General features: G+C 67.0%; 22 protein-coding genes. 9 read left to right on the top strand and 13 right to left on the bottom strand.

From position 1 onward, the window contains the following. The first annotated feature begins 96 nt into the window (after positions 1 to 96). The 5 genes from G6N26_RS21730 to G6N26_RS21750 all read left to right on the top strand — a co-directional run bounded on the left by G6N26_RS21730 (position 97) and on the right by G6N26_RS21750 (position 3156). The gene (locus tag G6N26_RS21730; RefSeq protein ID WP_067165411.1) at positions 97 to 711 is read left to right on the top strand and encodes a TetR/AcrR family transcriptional regulator; all 615 of its coding nucleotides are present in this window, start codon (positions 97 to 99) and stop codon (positions 709 to 711) included. After that, the gene (locus tag G6N26_RS21735; RefSeq protein WP_067165407.1) at positions 708 to 1226 is read left to right on the top strand and encodes a hypothetical protein; all 519 of its coding nucleotides are present in this window, start codon (positions 708 to 710) and stop codon (positions 1224 to 1226) included. Before G6N26_RS21730 ends, G6N26_RS21735 begins: the two co-directional genes overlap by 4 nt. A gap of 146 nt (positions 1227 to 1372) precedes the next feature. Further along, complete coding sequence (locus G6N26_RS21740; RefSeq protein ID WP_083015001.1) at positions 1373 to 2656, top strand: cytochrome P450; 1284 nt, start codon at positions 1373 to 1375, stop codon at positions 2654 to 2656. Beyond that, complete coding sequence (locus G6N26_RS21745; protein ID WP_067165400.1) at positions 2653 to 2841, top strand: ferredoxin; 189 nt, start codon at positions 2653 to 2655, stop codon at positions 2839 to 2841. Before G6N26_RS21740 ends, G6N26_RS21745 begins: the two co-directional genes overlap by 4 nt. Positions 2842 to 2922: 81 nt before the next feature. Continuing rightward, positions 2923 to 3156, top strand: a complete 234-nt coding sequence (locus G6N26_RS21750) for a DUF1330 domain-containing protein (protein WP_232067623.1) — start codon at positions 2923 to 2925, stop codon at positions 3154 to 3156. Positions 3157 to 3159: 3 nt separating this feature from the next. Here G6N26_RS21750 and G6N26_RS21755 read toward each other — a convergent pair whose 3' ends face one another. The 7 genes from G6N26_RS21755 to G6N26_RS21785 form a co-directional block, all read right to left on the bottom strand. Beyond that, entirely contained in the window at positions 3160 to 3360 is a 201-nt protein-coding gene (locus tag G6N26_RS21755) for a ferredoxin (protein ID WP_065031025.1), read from the bottom strand. 10 nt (positions 3361 to 3370) lie between these two features. Continuing rightward, positions 3371 to 4576 carry a cytochrome P450 gene (locus G6N26_RS21760; protein ID WP_067165393.1) on the bottom strand — a complete coding sequence of 402 codons (1206 nt, stop codon included), beginning with the start codon at positions 4574 to 4576 and terminating at the stop codon, positions 3371 to 3373. 112 nt (positions 4577 to 4688) lie between these two features. Continuing rightward, complete coding sequence (locus G6N26_RS21765; protein ID WP_232067624.1) at positions 4689 to 5447, bottom strand: NAD(P)-dependent oxidoreductase; 759 nt, start codon at positions 5445 to 5447, stop codon at positions 4689 to 4691. Between the two features lie 38 nt (positions 5448 to 5485). Beyond that, positions 5486 to 6301 carry an NAD(P)-dependent oxidoreductase gene (locus G6N26_RS21770; protein ID WP_083015009.1) on the bottom strand — a complete coding sequence of 272 codons (816 nt, stop codon included), beginning with the start codon at positions 6299 to 6301 and terminating at the stop codon, positions 5486 to 5488. Beyond that, the gene (locus G6N26_RS21775; RefSeq protein WP_083015012.1) at positions 6301 to 7272 is read right to left on the bottom strand and encodes an alpha/beta hydrolase; all 972 of its coding nucleotides are present in this window, start codon (positions 7270 to 7272) and stop codon (positions 6301 to 6303) included. The genes G6N26_RS21770 and G6N26_RS21775 overlap by 1 nt, the downstream gene beginning before the upstream one ends. 7 nt (positions 7273 to 7279) lie before the next feature. Continuing rightward, positions 7280 to 8935, bottom strand: a complete 1656-nt coding sequence (locus G6N26_RS21780) for a thiolase C-terminal domain-containing protein (RefSeq protein WP_083015016.1) — start codon at positions 8933 to 8935, stop codon at positions 7280 to 7282. A 114-nt stretch (positions 8936 to 9049) separates the two neighbouring features. Then, complete coding sequence (locus G6N26_RS21785) at positions 9050 to 9373, bottom strand: hypothetical protein (protein WP_067165380.1); 324 nt, start codon at positions 9371 to 9373, stop codon at positions 9050 to 9052. 185 nt (positions 9374 to 9558) lie between these two features. On the opposite strand from G6N26_RS21785, the gene G6N26_RS21790 reads away from it, so the two are divergent. From G6N26_RS21790 to G6N26_RS21800, 3 genes are read left to right on the top strand one after another with little or no spacing between them, the layout of a single operon-like run. Beyond that, the gene (locus tag G6N26_RS21790) at positions 9559 to 10482 is read left to right on the top strand and encodes an NAD-dependent epimerase/dehydratase family protein (protein ID WP_083015019.1); all 924 of its coding nucleotides are present in this window, start codon (positions 9559 to 9561) and stop codon (positions 10480 to 10482) included. Positions 10483 to 10493: 11 nt separating this feature from the next. Further along, the gene (locus G6N26_RS21795) at positions 10494 to 11237 is read left to right on the top strand and encodes a hypothetical protein (protein ID WP_083015023.1); all 744 of its coding nucleotides are present in this window, start codon (positions 10494 to 10496) and stop codon (positions 11235 to 11237) included. 21 nt (positions 11238 to 11258) lie between these two features. Then, on the top strand, positions 11259 to 12215 hold the full coding sequence (locus tag G6N26_RS21800; protein WP_083015026.1) for an LLM class F420-dependent oxidoreductase: 957 nt from the start codon (positions 11259 to 11261) through the stop codon (positions 12213 to 12215). Here G6N26_RS21800 and G6N26_RS21805 read toward each other — a convergent pair whose 3' ends face one another. The 3 genes from G6N26_RS21805 to G6N26_RS21815 are packed head-to-tail and all read right to left on the bottom strand — an operon-like array spanning position 12216 to position 15017. Further along, on the bottom strand, positions 12216 to 13391 hold the full coding sequence (locus tag G6N26_RS21805; protein WP_067165367.1) for an acyl-CoA dehydrogenase family protein: 1176 nt from the start codon (positions 13389 to 13391) through the stop codon (positions 12216 to 12218). 28 nt (positions 13392 to 13419) lie between these two features. Next, on the bottom strand, positions 13420 to 13716 hold the full coding sequence (locus G6N26_RS21810) for a ferredoxin (RefSeq protein ID WP_067165364.1): 297 nt from the start codon (positions 13714 to 13716) through the stop codon (positions 13420 to 13422). Further along, positions 13713 to 15017, bottom strand: a complete 1305-nt coding sequence (locus G6N26_RS21815; RefSeq protein ID WP_067165360.1) for an NADH-ubiquinone oxidoreductase-F iron-sulfur binding region domain-containing protein — start codon at positions 15015 to 15017, stop codon at positions 13713 to 13715. The genes G6N26_RS21810 and G6N26_RS21815 overlap by 4 nt, the downstream gene beginning before the upstream one ends. Positions 15018 to 15053: 36 nt before the next feature. On the opposite strand from G6N26_RS21815, the gene G6N26_RS21820 reads away from it, so the two are divergent. Beyond that, on the top strand, positions 15054 to 15527 hold the full coding sequence (locus tag G6N26_RS21820; RefSeq protein ID WP_083015030.1) for a hypothetical protein: 474 nt from the start codon (positions 15054 to 15056) through the stop codon (positions 15525 to 15527). Positions 15528 to 15532: 5 nt separating this feature from the next. Here the strand turns inward: G6N26_RS21820 and G6N26_RS21825 are convergent, their stop codons facing one another. The 3 genes from G6N26_RS21825 to G6N26_RS21835 are packed head-to-tail and all read right to left on the bottom strand — an operon-like array spanning position 15533 to position 17975. Continuing rightward, positions 15533 to 16399: an alpha/beta fold hydrolase gene (locus G6N26_RS21825; RefSeq protein ID WP_067165354.1), complete on the bottom strand. Its 867-nt coding sequence runs from the start codon at positions 16397 to 16399 to the stop codon at positions 15533 to 15535. A gap of 15 nt (positions 16400 to 16414) precedes the next feature. After that, a complete protein-coding gene (locus G6N26_RS21830) occupies positions 16415 to 16828 on the bottom strand; it encodes a Rieske (2Fe-2S) protein (RefSeq protein ID WP_064933395.1) in 414 nt (137 codons plus the stop codon). A gap of 1 nt (position 16829) precedes the next feature. Next, positions 16830 to 17975 (bottom strand): amidohydrolase family protein, encoded by a 1146-nt coding sequence (locus G6N26_RS21835; protein WP_067165349.1) that lies wholly within the window; start codon positions 17973 to 17975, stop codon positions 16830 to 16832. Positions 17976 to 17993 lie beyond the last annotated feature (18 nt).

Raw genomic sequence — 17993 nt, forward strand, 5'->3', positions numbered from 1 at the left:
CCCGGTGACCCTTGTCACAGCGGTCAAACTAACCTACTGTGTGTTCACTAGGTTGGTTCAGCTCACCGATCGCACCAGTCGCTTCAGGGAGTCCGGTTGGCCGTCGCACGGCGTTACGACACGCTTCTCGCCAAGGGCGAGGACCGCAAGCAGCGGATCCTCGACGTCGCCCAGCGCCTCCTGACCCGCAACGGTTGGCGCAGCACGACGCTCGCCCAGATCGCCGGTGAAGCCGGCGTGACCCCGGCGGGGCTGCTGCATCACTTCGAATCGAAGGAGCAGCTGCTGCACGCCGTGCTCGACGCGCGCGACCTCGACGACGACACCCACGCGGACCGGACCGGCGACCTTTTCGACCAGATCACCCAGGTCGCCGACCGGTTCCACCGCGCCCCCGAGCTGGTGGGCACGTTCACGGTGCTGCTGGTGGAGAACATCCTTCCCGAGGCACCGCTGCACGACCGGATGCTGGCCCGCCACCGCGCCGCGACCGACATCGTTGCCGACCTCATCCGTCGCGGTCAGGCCGATGGCCGGTACCGCGACGACATCGACCCCGCCGTCAAGGCAGTGGAAATCCTCGCCTTCGTCCACGGAATGGAAACCACATGGTTGCTCGATCCTTCGATACCGCTACCCGAGGTATTCAAGCAGTACGCCGAGACACTGGCGCGGGACTTCGCGCCCACGAAGAGACCCGCGACGACATGAGATACCGGCTCGACATCGTCGCCGCCACCGTCATCGACGTGGTGCGATTCGCCGGCGGCTGGATCTTCGACCGGTCGATGGCGGGATGGGACGTCACCGTCCTGGTCGCCGACCACCCCGACGTCCGGCCCCTGCAGATCGTCGGCGCCCGGGTGATCGACCTCGAGGACGCCCTCACGTCGGCGCAATCGCGGCCCCGCCCGCAGGCCCTGGCGGCGGCGGCCGACCTGTTCGGCTGCGACCCGCGGGTGCGCCAGGGCGTGCTGCAGGCCCTCGATCACGGCGTCACCGAGGTGACGCTGTGGGGCGAGAACTGGCCGTCCGAACTCGACGAAAGCGTCGGCCTGGTGCAACACCAGCTGAGCATGGCCGCGCAGACGTTCAAGGCCCGGGCCCTGGCGGCCGCCGCGGACGCAGCGGGGGCCCCGCACCTGCCGGTCGGTCACGTCGAGACCTTCCGGAGCGGGCTCTTGGCGTGGCCGTCGGTGGCCGCCGATCTGGTGCCCGCCAGCTGACCGGTCGTGCCGCCGGCGGCGGGCATGAACGCTGGTTTGGGCGTGCCGTGGCAGGACCCGCGTTGACGACCGCCGCGCCCCTATGGAAATGTAATACTCATCTTCGAGAGGCACGTTCTCACTAGCCGAGATTCAAGGAGCAGGAGATGACGAAGGAATTCTCCGAGTTGGACTTCTTCCGCGGCAGCGAGCTCATCGAGGACCCGTACCCCTTCTACGAGGCGCTGCGTCAGCGGTGCCCCGTCACGCGGGAAAGCCATCACGACGTCACGATGATCACCGGCTGGGACGAGGCGTGCGCGGTGCTCAACGACGCCGAGACGTGGTCGTCGTGCATCTCGGTGACCGGGCCTTTCCCCGGCTTCCCGGTATCCCTGGAAGGTCTGGGAGAAAGTGACATCACCGACCTGATCGAGCGGCACCGCGACGAGCTGCCCTTCAGTGACCAGCTGCCCACGCTGGACCCCCCGACCCACACCAACCACCGCTCCCTGCTGATGCGGCTGATCACCCCCAAGCGCCTCAAGGAGAACGAGGACGCGATGTGGGCGCTCGCCGACCAGGCGCTCGACGAGTTCCTGGCGCCCGGCCACGGCGAGTGGATCAAGGGCTTCGCCGGCCCCTTCACGCTGCTGGTGATCGCCGATCTACTGGGGGTGCCCATGGAAGATCGCGACAAATTCGTCAAGGGCATCCGCGAACATTCCGGCGGCGGCGTCGGCGGCACCGGCAAGGAGTCACTGGCCCACAGCCCGCTGGAATTCCTCTACGGCCTGTTCTCCGACTACGTCGCCGACCGCCGCCGCGAGCCCCGCGACGACGTGCTGACCGGCCTGGCGACCGCCACCTTCCCCGACGGCTCGATTCCCGAGGTCGAAGACGTCGCGCGCGTGGCCGCCAACGTCTTCTCTGCGGGCCAGGAGACCACCGTGCGGCTGCTCGGCGCCGCGCTGCAAACCCTGGGCGAGCGGCCCGACATCCAGGCGCAGTTGCGCAAGGACCGCAGCCTGCTGCCGAATTTCATCGAAGAGTCGCTGCGCCACGAGAGCCCGGTCAAGGGCGACTTCCGGATGAACCGGGTGCCCGCCAACGTCGGCGGGGTCGACCTGCCCGCCGGCACCACCGTGATGATCGTGCAGGCCGCCGCCAACCGCGACCCGCGCCGCTTCGACGACCCCGCCACCTTCGACCCGGCCCGCAAGAACGCCCGGCAGCACATCTCGTTCGGCCGCGGAATTCACAGCTGCCCGGGCGCGCCGCTGGCGCGGGCCGAAACCCGGGTGGCGCTCGAGCGGCTGCTCGACCGCACGACCGACATCAGGATCAACGAGGACAAGCACGGTCCGGCGAATGACCGCCGCTACCAATATGTTCCGACGTACATCCTGCGCGGTCTGACCGAACTGCACCTGGAGTTCACGCTGGCATGAGGGTCTGGGTAGACGATCAGCGATGTCGCGGCCACGGGATGTGCCTGACGCTGTGTCCCGACGTGTTCAGCCTGACTGACGACGGCTACGCCGAAGCGATAGATTCCGATGTCCCAACGGAATTGGAGGCCGATGCGCGGGAAGCAATCCAGTGCTGTCCCGAGCAGGCGATCAGCGAGAAGTAACTAATCCACAGGCAGGCAAGGAGATTCGGCGTGGCAAAAGGTTATGTCATCCTGACAGAGGCGATCAAGGACCCGGAGGGCATGAAGGCGTACGCCCAGGCGGCCGGATCGGCGATGAGCGGTGCCACGATTCTCGCGGTGGACACGGCGCCCAAAGTGATCGAAGGGGACTGGCACGGCGACCAGACCGTCGTCCTGGAATTCGAATCGGTGGATGCCGCGCGCGCGTGGTACGAGTCGGAGGGCTATCAGAAGGCGGCGAAGCTGCGCCAGTCGGCGGCCGACTGCAACGCCGTCATCTTGTCCGGATTCTGATCGCTACTCTCCGACGATGGAGATTGCCTGCCGGGGGCACTGACGGACGGCCTCGCGCACGTCCGCCTCGTTCTCCGGCGTGACCTCTTCCTGGTGGACGGTCAACATGTCGTCGTCACCGAGCTCGAAGATCTCCGGGTTGATGCCCATGCAGACACCGTTGCTCTCGCAGAGTCCCCAATCGACTTCAATCTTCTTCGTCATCGTGGCCCCCTCAGCGAAGTACCTTGACGGGCACGTTCTTCCAGCCCGCCACGTTTTGCATGTTCACCCGCTTGCACCCGGCCCAGTCCACCTCGTAGCGCGGCATGAAGTCGAGCAGTCGCTCGAGCGCGATCCTGCTTTCCAGGCGGGCCAGCGCGGCGCCGAGGCAGCTGTGAATCCCGTACCCGAGACCGAGGTGCTGCGCCTCGGTCTGGTCGCGCTCGATGTCGAAGGTGTCGGCATCGGTGAAGGCCTCCGGGTCGCGGTTGGCCGCGGCGCCGCACAGGAACACCGGTTTGCCTGCCGGAATGACGCCGCCACTGACGTGCGCCTCCTTGAGGGTGTAGCGGACGTTGTATTGCACCGGGCCCTCGTAGCGCAGTAGCTCTTCCACCGCCCCGGGGATCTTGTCGCGATCCTCCTGCAGCTTCTGCCATTGGTCGGGGTGGTGGGCGAAGATCACCGCCGCGTTGCCCATCAGCTTAGTGACGGTCTCGGCGCCCGCGCCGCCCAGAAGCGTTGCGAACCCGCAGATCTCGATGTCGTCGAGCTTGCGCAGCTCGCCGTCTTCGCCCGGGATCTCGGCCGCGATCAGCCGGCTGATCATGTCGTCCTGCGGCTCCTGGCGCCGCTCCTGGACCAGGCTGAAGTAGTACATCGCCGTGTCGATGTTGGCCTGTATGCCGGCTTCGCTGACCTCGATCTGGCCCGGCTCGTGATGCAGGCTGGTGTCGATCCAGTGGCGGACCTGCTGACGGTATTCCTCCGGCACCCCGGCCATCCGGGTGATGACCTCGACCGGGAAGGGCCCGGAGAAGTCCTGCACGACGTCGAAGTTGTCGGAGTCGACGGCCCCCAGGTACTTGTCGATCACCTCGATGATGGTCTCGCGCTGCGATTGAATCGCCCGCGGTGTGAACGCCTTGTTGAGCAGGCTGCGCATGTGGCGATGCTCCGGCGGATCCATGAAGATGATCGACTTCTGTTCGGGGGTGATACCCCGGCGCACCATCGCCAGGTCGCAGCCGCGCGCCGAGGAATAGGTCTCGAAGTCCTTGAACGCGGCCGACACGTCGTCATGGCGGGTCAGGGCGTAGAAGTCCTCTTTCTCGTCGTAATACAGGGGCGCGTCCTCGCGCATCCGCCGATAGATGTCGAACGGGTTGTTGAAGTAGTCCTCGGAGTACGGATCGAAGACGACCTTCGGTTTTGTCACTGCATCCTCCTGCGCGGCGAGGTCGGGCTGAAACCTTTACAGCGGAGTCCCTGACTGTAACGCTAACGGTAATACCTTCATGACGAACCGGAAAGACCAAAACGCTGGCATCTCAAACCATCTTCGCGGCGTCGATCGCCGTGATGACGTCATCCAGCGCGCCCAGGTCGCTGCCCAGTTCCGCGGCGACATCGCGGACGACGGCCACGTCCTTGCCGACGAAGTCGCCGGTTACCTCGATGAACGACGCGACGGACCCGCCTGCCGCGACGAGGTCGAGCACGCGACTGGTCGCGCTGCCATGGCCCAGGGCGCTCAGCAACGTCGATTCGGGCACGCCGAGGCGTTCGCCCAGCCGGATGGCCTCCGCGAGTAGGCCGATCTGGCCCGCGAACAGGGCGTTGTTGACCAGCTTCACCCTCTGGCCGGCACCCACGGGCCCGACGTGCAGGACCGGATCTCCGTAGCAATTCAGCACCGGTCGTACGCGGTCGACCGCGGTGTCGGCGCCGCCCGCGAATAGCGTGAGCCGGCCGGCCGCGATGTCGTGCGGGCCTCCGCTGACCGCGGCGTCGACGACATCGACGTGAGCGGCGCGCGCGGCGAGGGCCTCGATGGTGGTTGGGCTGGCGGTGGTGTGCACCACCAGCGCCGAACCCGACAACATGGCCGGTAGCAATCCGCCGTCGAGGCACACCTGGCGCACCTGTTCATCGGTGAACACACAAAGCACCACCACGTCGACGTGCGCGCCGGCATCAGCCACATCATGGACGGGGTGCGCGCCCAGTTGCTCGAGCTCGCGGCGCTTTTCGGCGGTCCGGCCCAACGCGTGGACATCATGACCGGCCGCGGCCAGACGACGCACCATGGGCCGGCCCATCCGTCCCGCGCCGACGAAGCCGACCCTCAACGGGGGTGCTCCATCAGCGTCAGCGCCGCGTCGGCCGCCGCGAGCACGGCGCCGCCGTCGGCCCCGGCCTGGTCGGCGAGGTCGACGACCAGCCGGACGTCCTTCTGCAGCAGCCCCCCGGCAACACCGGCCAGCCGATCCAGCCCGCCGATACCACCAAGGGCATTGAGCGCAAAGCTATTTCCGCTGCTGCGGGAGACGACCTCGGTGAGACGTTCGGGGGTGACACCCAGCGCGTCCGCCAGCGACAGGGCGGTCGCCGCGGTGGCGAGGTTGGCGGTGAACAGCAAGTTGTTGAGCAGCTTGGTGGTTTGCCCCGAACCCAGCTCGCCGAGATGGACGACCGGATCGGCATAGGTTTCGAAGACCGGGCGGCAGCGCTCGACGGCTTCGGTGTCACCGCCGGCCATCACCAGCAGGCGGCCTTCGGCCGCCGCGCCGCCGCCCCCGCTCACCGGCGCGTCGACGATCGAAACACCGACCGCCCCAGCGCGCTTCGCCAGCTCTCGGCACGTCTCGGGGTGCACCGTGCTGTGCACCGCGATGATGCCGCCGGGCTGCATCGCCGACAGCAATCCGCCTTCGCCGCCGGTGAGTTCGTCGATGTCGGCGTCGCCGACGACGCACAGGCAGACCAGGTCACTGGCCGCGGCGAGCTCGGCCGGCGAACCGGCGATCTTGGCCGGGGCGTCGGCGAACGCCTCCAACGACTCCGGCCTGCGCGCCCACAGTGTGGTGGGGTAGCCGCCCTCGGCGATCCGCCGCGCCATGGGCCCGCCCTGACTGCCCAACCCGATGAATCCGACGCGCATCAACCGGCCTCCAAATCGGCGTCGTCGTCCGCCGAACGTGACTGTATCGTCACGTTCGCGTCCGAACGTGACTGTGTCGTCACGCCCGCCGAGTCGGGCGAATCCGGACGGTCACCCACGCATTCGTCCACAAACGCCAGAACCTTGGCGTGGTAGGCCGGCGCCGTGTGGCCCAGGCTGATGTTGTGTCCCGCATCGGGTTGCCGATGAACGGTGAACCGCGGTGTCGCGGAGAACAGCTCCGCGATCTCGTCCATCGCCGAAGGGTCGTTCTGCCATACCTTTTCGTGCTCGGCGATGCTGAACTGCACCGGCACGCGGATGGTCGGGGCGAGCGCCGGGAAGTCCTGGCGGGCCCAGTTCGACACCATCTGGTCCTCGTAGGACGGGGCGGTCGGGGAGACCGTCGCCCCGTTGAGAACCTCGGGTGGATAGAGGTTCTCGGGCTGCCACAACAGGTCACGCAATCCCGCGGGGCGGCGCTCGCGCGTCGCCGCCTTGAGAATGTCGCGGGCCGCGGGGTGATAGTGCCGCCCGGTCCCGGCCAGTTCGACGCCGAGCAGATCCGCGCCGCGCTCAGCCCCTCGCTGCGACGCCATTCGCATGACGAGTTCGCAGCCGCCCGAATGGCCCATCAGGAACAGCCCGGCACCGCGCGGCTTCTGCCCGAGGATGCGATCCACCGCCCCGTACGCGAGATCGACCCGCTGCTGCGGTTCGGCCATCGCCTCCGGATAAGGCGCCGAACTGCCGTACCCGGGCCGGTCGAGTGCGACGACGGTGAATCCCGCTGCGGCGCCGGTGCGTAACAGCGAGGACGACGGGTGGCCGGGACAGTCGAAGTAGACGGCAGTCGTCCCCCCGCCGTGGATGGCCACGATCACGGCCCTCGGGTCGGCGGCTTCGGCGACGATCGCCGACATCGGCACCCCGTCGACGATGACGAGTCGGGGACGGGGGGCGGTACTCATGCGCCGCTCACGTGTCGGACCGCAGCAGGATCACGCCGCTGGGCGTGAGCCCGCCGCTGCTGACGACCCCGACACGCGCGTCGGCGACCTGGCGGTGGCCGCCCTCCCCACGCAATTGGGTGACGGCTTCGTGCAGCAGACCCATGCCGTGGGTGCGGCCGTGCGAAAGCTGGCCGCCGTGCGTGTTGAGCGGGGTCTGGCCGTCGCGGGCAATGTTCTTGCCGCCGTCCAGGAACTCCCTGGCCTCACCGATCCCGCAGAATCCGAGCGCCTCGATCCAGGACAGGCAGTTCATGGTGAACCCGTCGTACAGCTCGGCGACGTCGACGTCGGCGGGTCGCAGCGAGGTCCGCGTCCACATGTGCGCCGCCTGGCCCAGTACCTGCGGCTCGTGCGTGAGAGTGCTTTGGTCCCAATCGATTCGCTCGACGATCTGCGTTCCCACCGCCTCCACCAGCACAGGCGGCTTCGCCAGATCGCGGGCGGCGTCGGCGGCGGAGACGATGACGGCGATCGCACCGTCGCAGGGCACGTCGCAGTCATAGAGGCCGAAAGGCGTGGTGATCGGCCGCGCGTCGAGGTAGTCCTGCATCGTCATCGGAGAGCGGTAGATCGCGGTCGGGTTGAGTTCGGCGTTGGCGCGTTGGTTCAGCGCGATCCAGCCCAGCGTCTCTTTAGTGGTGCCGTAACGGTGAAAATGCCGCTGCGCGTTCATCGCCAGCGTGTGCGCGGCCGAGGTCGCGCCAAATGGCATCTGCCAGCCCGACATTCGGCCCATGGATGGGGCGATCTTGCCCTGCTTCATCAGCTCGCCATGGGTCGCTTCCCACAGCGTCCGAAAGCACAGCACGTGCCGCGCCAACCCGCAGGCGACCGCAAGCATCGCGGCGATCACCGAGCCGCCGGGCCCGAACGTCTCCATGGCGCCGTTATGCCACGCCGGCCGAATACCCAGCGCGGCCTCGAGGGCGGTGACGCCGCCCTCCCCGAAACCGGCGACATTGATCGCGCCGGGGTAGGTGGACAGGCCGTCGATGTCGGCGTACGTCAGGCCGGCGTCGGCGATGGCCGCCTCGCAGGCCTGCACGGTCAGCGCCAGCGGCAGCTGCATCAAGCGGCGCCCGATCGGCGACATGCCGATCCCGGTCAGCGCGACCTTGTCTTCGAACTTCTCCGTGGTGAGCATGGGCCGGACGTGTTCGCCGAAGCGCTCGGGCGCGATCTCGTCGCTGGGCAGCTGACCGGGCTCGGTGCCTGAGACGGGCCGAAACAGCGGAAACCACACGTCCTCGGCCTGCTCGAAGACGACCTCGACCCGTTGGCCGAGTTCAAGCTCGTCGGGATCGCATTCGACGATGTTGGTGGTCAGGCGAACCCGGGGGTCTTCCTCGATCGCGACGTGGGCGATCACATACGGCGCCGCCAACCCGGGCAGGCTGAATCGATGGTTGATGGTGAATCCCGCGACGGTCGCCCTGCCAGAGACGGCCCGCACCCCGACGTCCAGTGAGCGGCAGTACCGGCATACCGGCGCCGGCGGATGGATCAGCGATTCGCAGCTTTTGCATTCCTGCAGCCGGAGCTTTCCGTCGGCGCCCGAGGTCCAGAAGAATTCGTTCTCCTGCGTGACCAGGGGCAATGGGCGGCCGGGTGCTGCTGACACGTCACCTCCGGTGCGTCACACGGCCAACTCGGTAGGGCCGTTATACGAATCGGAGAATCACGTTATCACTTGCGAGCAGGCACGATCTAGACCGCACCTGCCGTGCGAGCACCGTCAGTACGGCACCCAGGTGCCGGTGAAATAGGTACCCCATTGCTGAAAACCGGCATTCCACATCGGTTCGTTCGGTGACCACGATGGCCGCGGTGGAGGGGGTGGCGGCACATCCTGCGCGGCAAACGGCGGCGCGTATTCCGGCGGGGCGGTGTACCAGTCCGGCAGTGGCGGCGGCGGTTTGCACTCCTCGGTCGTCCGATTCCACGACATGTTGCGATCGCACTCCGCCCAGCCGATCGCCGGGGTTGCGATCACCCCGACCGCCATCGCCCCGAAGACGACCGCAATGCCGGCGGTCAAACGACGAACAATCCACTGCATGGTGGGCCTCCTATCGGGGCCTTTCCGACGTTGGCGGATTTAGCTTATTCCGTGGAGACCGCCACGACCAGGAGAAGTTCAGCTGCGGGCGACACGAGACCGAACGCGCTCTGCCGTGGAATTTCGCTTCGGCCGAGAGTTATGCTCCAAGCGTGTTATCAAGTACTTAACATTCGGAGGCCTGGTTGCTCGAAACGGAGAAGATCCTGATCACGGGGGCAACGGGCAAGATCGCGTTTCCCATCGCGCGCGCCCTCGCGGCAGCGGGCAACGAGGTGTGGGGCGCCGCACGCCTGCGAGATGCCGCAGCCCGGGAAAAACTCGTCGAGGCCGGCATCAAACCCGTCGCGCTCGACGTCGGCACCGGCGACTTCGCCGGTCTCCCCGGGGATTTCACCTACGTCTTTCACGCGGCGGTCGACCCGGGCGCAGACGACTGGGGCCACTGCGTCGAAACCAATGCGCAGATGTCGGGCGAATTGCTCCACCACTGCCGCGCCGCCAAGGGCTTCGTGTTGTGCTCGACCGGCTCGATTTACGCCTACCAGGGACGGCGACCGTTGACCGAGGCCGACCCACCGGGGGTGCCGCTGCGCGCCAACTACAGCTTCTCCAAGGTGGCGGCAGAGTCGGTTTGCACGTGGATCGCCAGGCATTTTCAGATTCCGCTGACCATCATCCGGATCTGTTCGACGTACGGGCCGCAGGGCGGTGCGCCCGCCGACCGGCTCGATGCGATGTTGGCGGGCAAGCCCATTCGACTGCACCCCGACAAGCCGAACAACTACAACCCGATCTATGAGGACGACTACGTGGAACTCGGCATCCGCGCCATGGAAGTGGCCGCGACGCCGCCGGTCGTGGTGAACTGGGCCGGCAGCGAAACGGTCAGCGTCGAGGATTACTGCACCTTCATGGGCGAGTTGACGGGCGTCGAGCCCATCTTCGAATACACGCCCGACGCGCACACGCCGCTGTGGCCGGACGTCACCCACATGCACGAGGTGCTCGGCCGCACAAAGGTGCCGTGGCGTGAGGGCTTCCGCCGCATGATTGCGGCCCGTCATCCCGAAATAACGCTGCCCCAGCACGATACGACACGAGCCTGAGGACGAACGCGATGCATCTACCCGGCACACCCTCCGACGAGGTCACCGAGGTCCTCGCCACCGGCAACGGCGGGATCACCACCTTGTTCGTGTCCATGGCGACGCGCCACCCCGAGGGCAAGGACGCCGAATACCTCCGCTGGCACACCCTGGACCACCGCCCGGAACAGCACCGTCTGGCCGCGGTGCGCGCCTCGCTGCGGCTGGTGTCCACGCCGGCGTGCCGTTCCGCACGCGCGCTCACCGACGGGCGGTTGAACGCGGTCGATCACGTGATGACCTACTTCTTCGCCGACGCCGCAGGCCTGCACGATTTCAACGAATTGTCCACCGCGCTGGGCAACGCCGGTCGCAAGCTGCCCTTGCTGCCACCGGTGGAGCGCGGCGTGTACGACGCCCAGCGCAAGGCGGCGGCGCCCCGGATCAAGGCCGGATCCGACGTCCTGCCCTGGTTGCCCGCGCGGGGCGTGTATTTGTTGGTCGAACGCGGATCGGCATCGGTGGACCCGCTGCTCGACGTCGATGGTGTCACCGGTGTCTGGTCCGCGCTATCGCGCCAGGTCGACGCCAAACTGGCCAGCGCGCAGGACAATCAGTCGATCACGTACTGCTTCCTGGACGACGACCCGGTCGCCACCGCGGAGCGGATGCGATCGGTGCTGGCCGACCGCTGGGCCGATGGCGGCGTTGAACCCTTGTTCGCCGCACCGTTTTTCGCGGTAGTGCCCTACGAGTGGGACCGATATGTCCCCTAGGCAAGGGAAGTCGAGGGTCGCATGCGCGTCGGCTTGATGGTTGGCTCCGACAAGGAGCGCTCGCGTGCTGACCGGCTGGCCGGGTTGATCGATGACGGTGCCGGGGCCGAAAGGTCCGGCTTCACCGCGTTTTGGATTCCGCAGGTTCCCGGCTACCTCGACGCGATGACCGCCGTGGCCCTGATCGGGCAGGCGACCGAGCGCATCGAGATCGGGACGGCGGTCGTGCCGATTCAGACGCGCCATCCGATGATCATGGCGCAACAAGCCCTGACCACGCAGATCGCGTGCGGTGGGCGATTCACGCTCGGCATCGGTCCGTCCCACCATTGGATCGTCAGCGGTCAACTGGGGCTGCCCTACGACCGCCCGGCGCGCCTGATGGGCGACTACCTCGACGTGCTCTCCGCGTCGTTCGCCGGGCCCGGCACCGTGGACGTCGACAACGAAAGCTATTGCGTCCATTCGCCGGTGGATGTCACGGACTCCTACGGCGTGCCGTTGTTGCTGTCGGCGCTGGGACCAGCGATGCTGCGGCTCGCCGGCGAGCGGGCCGGCGGCACGATCCTCTGGATGGCCGACGAGCGGGCGATCGGCGACCACGTCGTCCCGCGCATCACCGCAGCGGCGACCGGGGCCGGGCACCCCGCGCCACGAATCGTCGCCGGTGTTCCCGTCGCACTGTGCTCGGCCAACGAGATCGGCGATGCCCGCGCCTACGCCAGCGAGGTGCTCGGGCACGCGGATTTCTCGCCGAACTACGTGCGGCTGCTGGAACACGGCGACGCCGAGGACGTCGGCGACACGATGGCCGCCGGTGATGAGTCGACGATTCTCGCTCGGCTGCACCGCTACCGTGACGCCGGCGTGACCGACTTGGCGGCGCGAATTGTGCCGCTGGGCAAGGACGCTGGCGAGCGCGCCGAATCGCGACGTCGCACCCACGAGTTCCTGTCGTCCGTGTGCCCCGAGTTGTGATCAGCGCGCCGGCAGGCCGAGGACCCGCTGCGCGATGATGTTGCGCTGAATCTCCGACGTGCCACCGGCGATGGTGCCCGCGTAGCTGCTGATGTAGCGGGCGAACCAGGAGGCGGTGAAAAGGCCCGGGGCGTAGGGGTTGTGAGGCGCGGTGAGCCCTTTGTCGCGCAATCCGTCGACACCGGCCGCGTCCAGCGCGTGCCGCAGCGCGCTCTGCTCGGCCTCCGAACCGAAGACCTTCAGCACCGACAAAGCGGCGACGTCGACGTCGCCGCGGGCAGCGCGCCCCAGCGCCGCCGAACCGAGCAGCCGCAGCGCGTAGTAGTCCATCACGATGGTGGCGTAGTGGTCCGCGTTCACCGCGTCGGCCGGCCGGTAGTCCTCGAGCAATTGCTCGAGCCGGTTCGCGAATGCCATCCACATCAGGGTGCGTTCGTGGCCGAGCGACCCGTTGGCCACCCGCCAGCCGCCGTTGAGCGGGCCGACCAGGTTGTCCGCCGGCACGCGGACATCATTGAAGAACACCTCGTTGAAGTCCAGTTCGTCGCGGTCATAGACCGATGCGAAGGGGCGGCGTTCCACTCCGGGGGTTTCGGTCGGGATGAGCAGCGCGCTGATCCCCTTGTGCCGGGGCGCATTCGGGTCGGTGCGAACGAACGTCAGGATGACGTCGGCGTCATGGGCGCCCGAGGTCCACACCTTCTGCCCGTTGACCACGAAGTGGTCGCCCACCAATTCGGCCTTGGTCCGCAGCCCAGCGAGGTCGGAGCCGGCGCCCGGTTCACTCATTCCCAGCGACGCGGTCTGGTCGGCTCGCAGGATCGGGACGGCCCAGCGCTGCTTTTGCTCCTCGGTCCCGAAGGACAGCAGCGACGCGGCGATGATGCCCACGCCCTGGGGATTGAAACAGTGGTAGATCCTTCGCCGCGAGAGTTCTTCGCGGTGTACGAACTGCTGCAAGATGTTGGCGTTGCGACCGCCGAATTCCGGCGGGTTTCCGGGTAGCAGCCAGCCGTGGTCGAACTGGAGCCGCTGCCAGCGGCGCGACCATTCGGGCACGTGCGAGGTCGACGACGGGCGCTCCGCGGCCTGCGCCTCGGCCGGCAGGTGTTCGGTGAGAAAGGCGACGAACTCCGCGCGGAACGCTTCAACCTCGGTGTCAAAGGTGAGTTGCATGGTCGCTAAAAATCAGGCCCGCGGAAGTTCAACGCGTGAATCCCCATTCCGCTTCGTTCTCTTCGGTTTTGAGGTTCTCGGCCGGATCCTCGGCATCGGTGAGTGGCGGCTGAGGGGGACGGGAGGTGCGCTGACCGATTTCAGTGATGGCGTGCACGGGGCAGTCCAGCAGCGCCCGCATGACCGCGTCGCGGTCCGCCTCCGCCACCGTGCCGTCCCCGATGAGGGATGCGTACCCCCAGTCATCCAGCGAAAAGTATCCCGGCGCGTGCTTGGCGCAAATGCCGAAGCCGTCGCAAATCGTGCGGTCCAGACGGATTTTCATGCGTGCCTCACCGCTTCCGCCTCGTAGGGACGGTCGGCGTGGAATGCGCCGCGGGCACAGTCCGCGCACCCGCCGTCGAGATGCGCGCCGACTTCGTCCGGGAACTGATCGAGCAGACTGGCCGCCACGTTGGTGGCGGCATCCAGGGTCGCGCAGGCGCCGCGTCCGCGCAGCACCACCGACCAGCGGCGCAACCGCTCGACGTCCTCGGTGGTCGCGGCGCCGTCACGCAGGGCGCCGGCCGCGGCGGCCATCGCCGCGGTCCCGTTGAAGCAGGAGCCGCACTGGCCGGCGTTTTCGCGGTCGAAGTAGGCCAGCACCGACGCCGCCACCGCCACGGGGCAGTCATCCGTGATGACCGAGATCGCGCCGCAGCCCAGACCGCTGCCCACCCGTCGCATCGTCTCGTGATCCAGCGTTGTCTCCAGCACCGAGCGGTTGAGCAGGCCGGCGAAATAGCCGCCCATCAACGCTCCCCGCACCTGGTCGGCCGGAACGCCATGCAGGGCAAGTAGTTCGGTGAACGGCAGGCCGTGGGGGAGCTCGTAGAGGACCGGCGGGCGCCCGGCCCCGGTGATGGTGGCCAGGAAGGTGCCCGGCGACAACGGCGTGCCCTGCGCGCGGAACGCGGCCGAGCCGTGCAGCTGCAGGTAGGGCAGGTTGGCCAAGGTCTCGACATTGCTCACCAAGGTGGGCCGGTCATCGACGCCCGCCTCGAATGGGCGGGGCGGCTTATCCGTTGGCTTGGCCGGGCCGCCGTTGATCGCGCGGACCGCGGCGGTCTCCTCGCCGGCCACGTAGCCGGCCGGCACCGTCAGCATGATGATCGTCATGCCGAGCGCGTCGGGGCCCAGTTCGCCGAGTGCGGTCTCGACACTGTGCGCCGATTCCGGGTCCGACACATAGATGTAGGCGCGGTCGGCGCCGACAATCGTCGCGGCCGAGCGAAGTCCGTCCAAGACCAGGTGCGGCCGATTGCGCAGCAGCCAGCGGTCTTTGATCGACGCCGGTTCCCCCTCTTCGCCGTTCGCGACGACGACCGGACCACCGGTGTGCGCCAGCAGGCGCCCATTCTCGCGCACCGTACGCAACTTCACCGCAAGCGGAAAGGCCGCACCGCCCCGGCCGACCAGTCCGCTCGCCTCCACCTCGCGCAGCAACGCGTCGGTGTCGGTCACTGGCTGATAGCCACCGGCCTGCTGGTAGCTGGCCAGGTCTTCGCGGCCGGTCTGTCCGGACAGCAGACGCGGTGAGCACCCAGCGGGGACGGCGGTGGTGATTGTGGACTGCGCGGTGTTCAAAGCTGGCCTGCCATCGTCTTAGTTAGGCTTGCACACATGCGAACTGCGGTGGTGCGTGTCAATGTCGACCCGGAAAGCGGGCTCACGCCCGCACAACTACGTGACGGCATGGCAGCTCTCCACGAGCTCGCCGCCGCGGTGGGTGCCGGCGTCGTCAAAAACGACCTGGCCGCCATGCCGGTGCGCCGTCGCGAGGTCGAATTGCTCATCGCGGCCGAAGACGGCGGGGCCGCGCAAACAGCGGCAATCGATGTGTGCGCCAAGGCGTTCGGCACCGTCCCCCGCCCGGGTGTGATCACGTTCGTCAGCCGGGGGACCGACGACGACGCGCACGGGGTGCTGTCCGCGTTCGGGCTGACCGGAGACATCGAGCGGACCCCCGGCGATGACGGCTTCGACGTCGTGCACGTGACGCTCCAAGAGAAGGACCTCGAGCGGATTCCGGAAAGCCGGGTGCACACGGCGCTGGAGGCGTCGCTCAACTGCGAGGTCCACATTCGCACCGTGTAGGGACATTACGAGTCCAGGAATTCGAGGATCGCGGGCGCCGCCTGCACCCATGTGTCGAACATGTTGAAATGCTGCACCCTGCCCGCGGCGCGGTCTTCGGACGCGCGCTCCCAGGCGTCCTCCGGCCAGGGCGGATCAATGAGCTTTGATCCCTTGATCAAACAACTGACCTCCAGCGACGTCCGCTTGGGGTGATCCATGTCGTTCTCGCCGCCACGAATGATCAAGGTGGGAACCGTGATCCGGTCGAACATCTCGTCCTCGACGCCGGGAATCGTTTGTCCCGGCTTGGAAACGAAGGCGTTGAGCCAGCGCAGCATCACCTTGAGGAATTCAGCGGAGTCGAATTCGAGGAATCGCTGCTTGTTGTCCGGGTTTTCCTCGATGCGTTCGCGCCATTCGGCGACCTTCACCACGCCGTCCATGCCGGTGCCGCGCACCGCGAGGATGCTGGGGATGATGTAGAACGAACCGAGCACGAAGGTGCCGTAGGTGCCGCCGACGATGTTCCACACCACGAGCTTGGTGACCATCTCGGGGTAGAGCATCGCGGTCAGCATGGAATCCCTTGCCCCGCCCGAGCCTCCGGCGAGGATGCAGCGCTCGAAGCCCAGACCCGTCACCAGCTTGTGCAGCGTCTCGGCGCGCATGTGGGACTCGCTCTGCCCGTAGAACTGCACGTCCGAGGCGCCGCAGTTGGGCCGGTCCCACAGCAACACCCGATAGCCGCCCGCGACCAGGGCGTCGGCCAGCGGACGCAGGCCGGGGATTTCCATGCTGAACCGGCCGCCTGGTGTCAGGGCAATGAGATCGCCTGAGTCACCGAGGATTTCGTAGACGACATTTCCCCCGTTGATCTCGATTGAAGGCACCCGATTCTCCTGTTGTTAGGCCTGTACCAAAACGTCGTTGCCGACGACACGCACCGGGTAGGTGCGGATACTCCATTCCGGCTTGACCGCGGTGGTGCCGGTCGCCAGCTCGAAACCCCATTGGTGCCATGGGCAATAGATGTACTCGAGGTCGCGCACCATGACCGAGTCGCCGGGCGCGGTCTCGTCGACGATCGTGCGTCCCCGGGCACGTCCCGAACACAGCGGGCCGCCTTGGTGGGGGCAGTAATTCGCGATGGCGTAGAAGGTGCCGTTGACGTTGTAGACGCCGACGCCGTGACGTCCGATCGGCACCAGTTTGTGTGTGCCGGGCGGGATTTCGTCGACGGTGGCGACAACATGCTCGCGCCCCTGGGCGAGTCGGGGCTCGGGGCGCCGCGTGGTTGCCCCTTCCTCTTGGGTGGTCAATTCAGAGCACCCGGATCTGACCCTCGAGAACCGGAACGGTCTCGGGCAGGTGGTAAGTCGCAATGCCGTTCTTGTACATCACCGCGTCGCGGGCGTGCTTGGGCAGGTGCTTGACCAACCAGCGCGGGTCGTCGAACGTCCAGTGCGGGTAGTCCGAGGAGAAGAGGAGAATCTTCTCGCACTCCATCCATTCCAGCGCGCGCGTCAGCTCGGTCTTGTCTTCGGGGTAGTCCAGCGGCTGGGTGGTGAACTTGATGTGGTCTTTGACGTATTCGGACGGCTTGCGCTTGATGTCCACCCACGACTTGCGGGCTTCGTAGATCGAATCCATGCGCCACATCAACGGCAGGATCCAGCTGAACGCGTGCTCGACGAACACAATCCGCAGCGTCGGGAACCGGTCGAACGTTCCGTCGAAGATCAGGCTCATCACCTGGTTGGCGGCCAACAGCGAGTAGGTGACCATGAAATCGTGGTTGTAGCTCGGGTAGCCCACCGGCGGCATCGGCAGCTCGTCGAAGTGGCTGCGCGACAGGTGACAACTCACCGTGATGTCGTGCTTGGTTGCGGCCGCCCAGATCGGGTCGTATTTGGGATGACCCCAGGACGGCCGCGGCTCGGCCTTGATCAGGATCTGCGCCATAAACGGGTGTCCGGCCCAGCGCTCGATCTCGCGTACCGACTCTTCCGGCTCCTCGATGGCCAGGCAGATCGAACCGCGCCACCGCTCGTGCCAGTTGTTGTGGCTGTCCAGCCAGTGATTGGCCTGCCAGTCGTTGAGCGCGGCCGACATCGCGTGTTGCGCTTCGGGAATGCGCGCCGGGTACGCCGCCGGTTCCAGGATCGCAATGTCGGAACCGGCCTCCATGATCAGCTGGCGAAACGCCAAGTCCGGGTCGCTGCAAGGGAACTCACCGTTGGCGGGGAAGGAGTCCACCCGCATCGCATACGAGTGCGCGTAGTCCGGTGCGTCGTAGTAGATCTGCTCACCCACGTTGCGAGTCAGGAAGTATTTGCTGCGCCAGGGCTCGGGGATATACGGGAGGAGCTCTCCGCGCTTGGGTGCCGGGTGGACGTCCGAGTCGACGCACCGGACGGCGATGCGCTCGGCGGCGGGAAGCCGCTCCTGAGAATGGGTCAAACTCATCTGAAACTCCTGTGTCTC

The organism is Mycobacterium marseillense (assembly GCF_010731675.1).
Lineage (GTDB): Bacteria > Actinomycetota > Actinomycetes > Mycobacteriales > Mycobacteriaceae > Mycobacterium > Mycobacterium marseillense.

Coding starts and splice junctions, on each gene's coding strand:
- G6N26_RS21735 (WP_067165407.1), top strand. CDS start 708: ATGAGATACCGGCTCGACATCGTCGCCGCCACCGTCATCGACGTGGTG.
- G6N26_RS21740 (WP_083015001.1), top strand. CDS start 1,373: ATGACGAAGGAATTCTCCGAGTTGGACTTCTTCCGCGGCAGCGAGCTC.
- G6N26_RS21745 (WP_067165400.1), top strand. CDS start 2,653: ATGAGGGTCTGGGTAGACGATCAGCGATGTCGCGGCCACGGGATGTGC.
- G6N26_RS21750 (WP_232067623.1), top strand. CDS start 2,923: ATGAAGGCGTACGCCCAGGCGGCCGGATCGGCGATGAGCGGTGCCACG.
- G6N26_RS21755 (WP_065031025.1), bottom strand. CDS start 3,360: ATGACGAAGAAGATTGAAGTCGATTGGGGACTCTGCGAGAGCAACGGT.
- G6N26_RS21765 (WP_232067624.1), bottom strand. CDS start 5,447: ATGGTGCGTCGTCTGGCCGCGGCCGGTCATGATGTCCACGCGTTGGGC.
- G6N26_RS21770 (WP_083015009.1), bottom strand. CDS start 6,301: ATGCGCGTCGGATTCATCGGGTTGGGCAGTCAGGGCGGGCCCATGGCG.
- G6N26_RS21775 (WP_083015012.1), bottom strand. CDS start 7,272: ATGAGTACCGCCCCCCGTCCCCGACTCGTCATCGTCGACGGGGTGCCG.
- G6N26_RS21785 (WP_067165380.1), bottom strand. CDS start 9,373: ATGCAGTGGATTGTTCGTCGTTTGACCGCCGGCATTGCGGTCGTCTTC.
- G6N26_RS21795 (WP_083015023.1), top strand. CDS start 10,494: ATGCATCTACCCGGCACACCCTCCGACGAGGTCACCGAGGTCCTCGCC.
- G6N26_RS21800 (WP_083015026.1), top strand. CDS start 11,259: ATGCGCGTCGGCTTGATGGTTGGCTCCGACAAGGAGCGCTCGCGTGCT.
- G6N26_RS21805 (WP_067165367.1), bottom strand. CDS start 13,391: ATGCAACTCACCTTTGACACCGAGGTTGAAGCGTTCCGCGCGGAGTTC.
- G6N26_RS21810 (WP_067165364.1), bottom strand. CDS start 13,716: ATGAAAATCCGTCTGGACCGCACGATTTGCGACGGCTTCGGCATTTGC.
- G6N26_RS21820 (WP_083015030.1), top strand. CDS start 15,054: ATGCGAACTGCGGTGGTGCGTGTCAATGTCGACCCGGAAAGCGGGCTC.
- G6N26_RS21835 (WP_067165349.1), bottom strand. CDS start 17,975: ATGAGTTTGACCCATTCTCAGGAGCGGCTTCCCGCCGCCGAGCGCATC.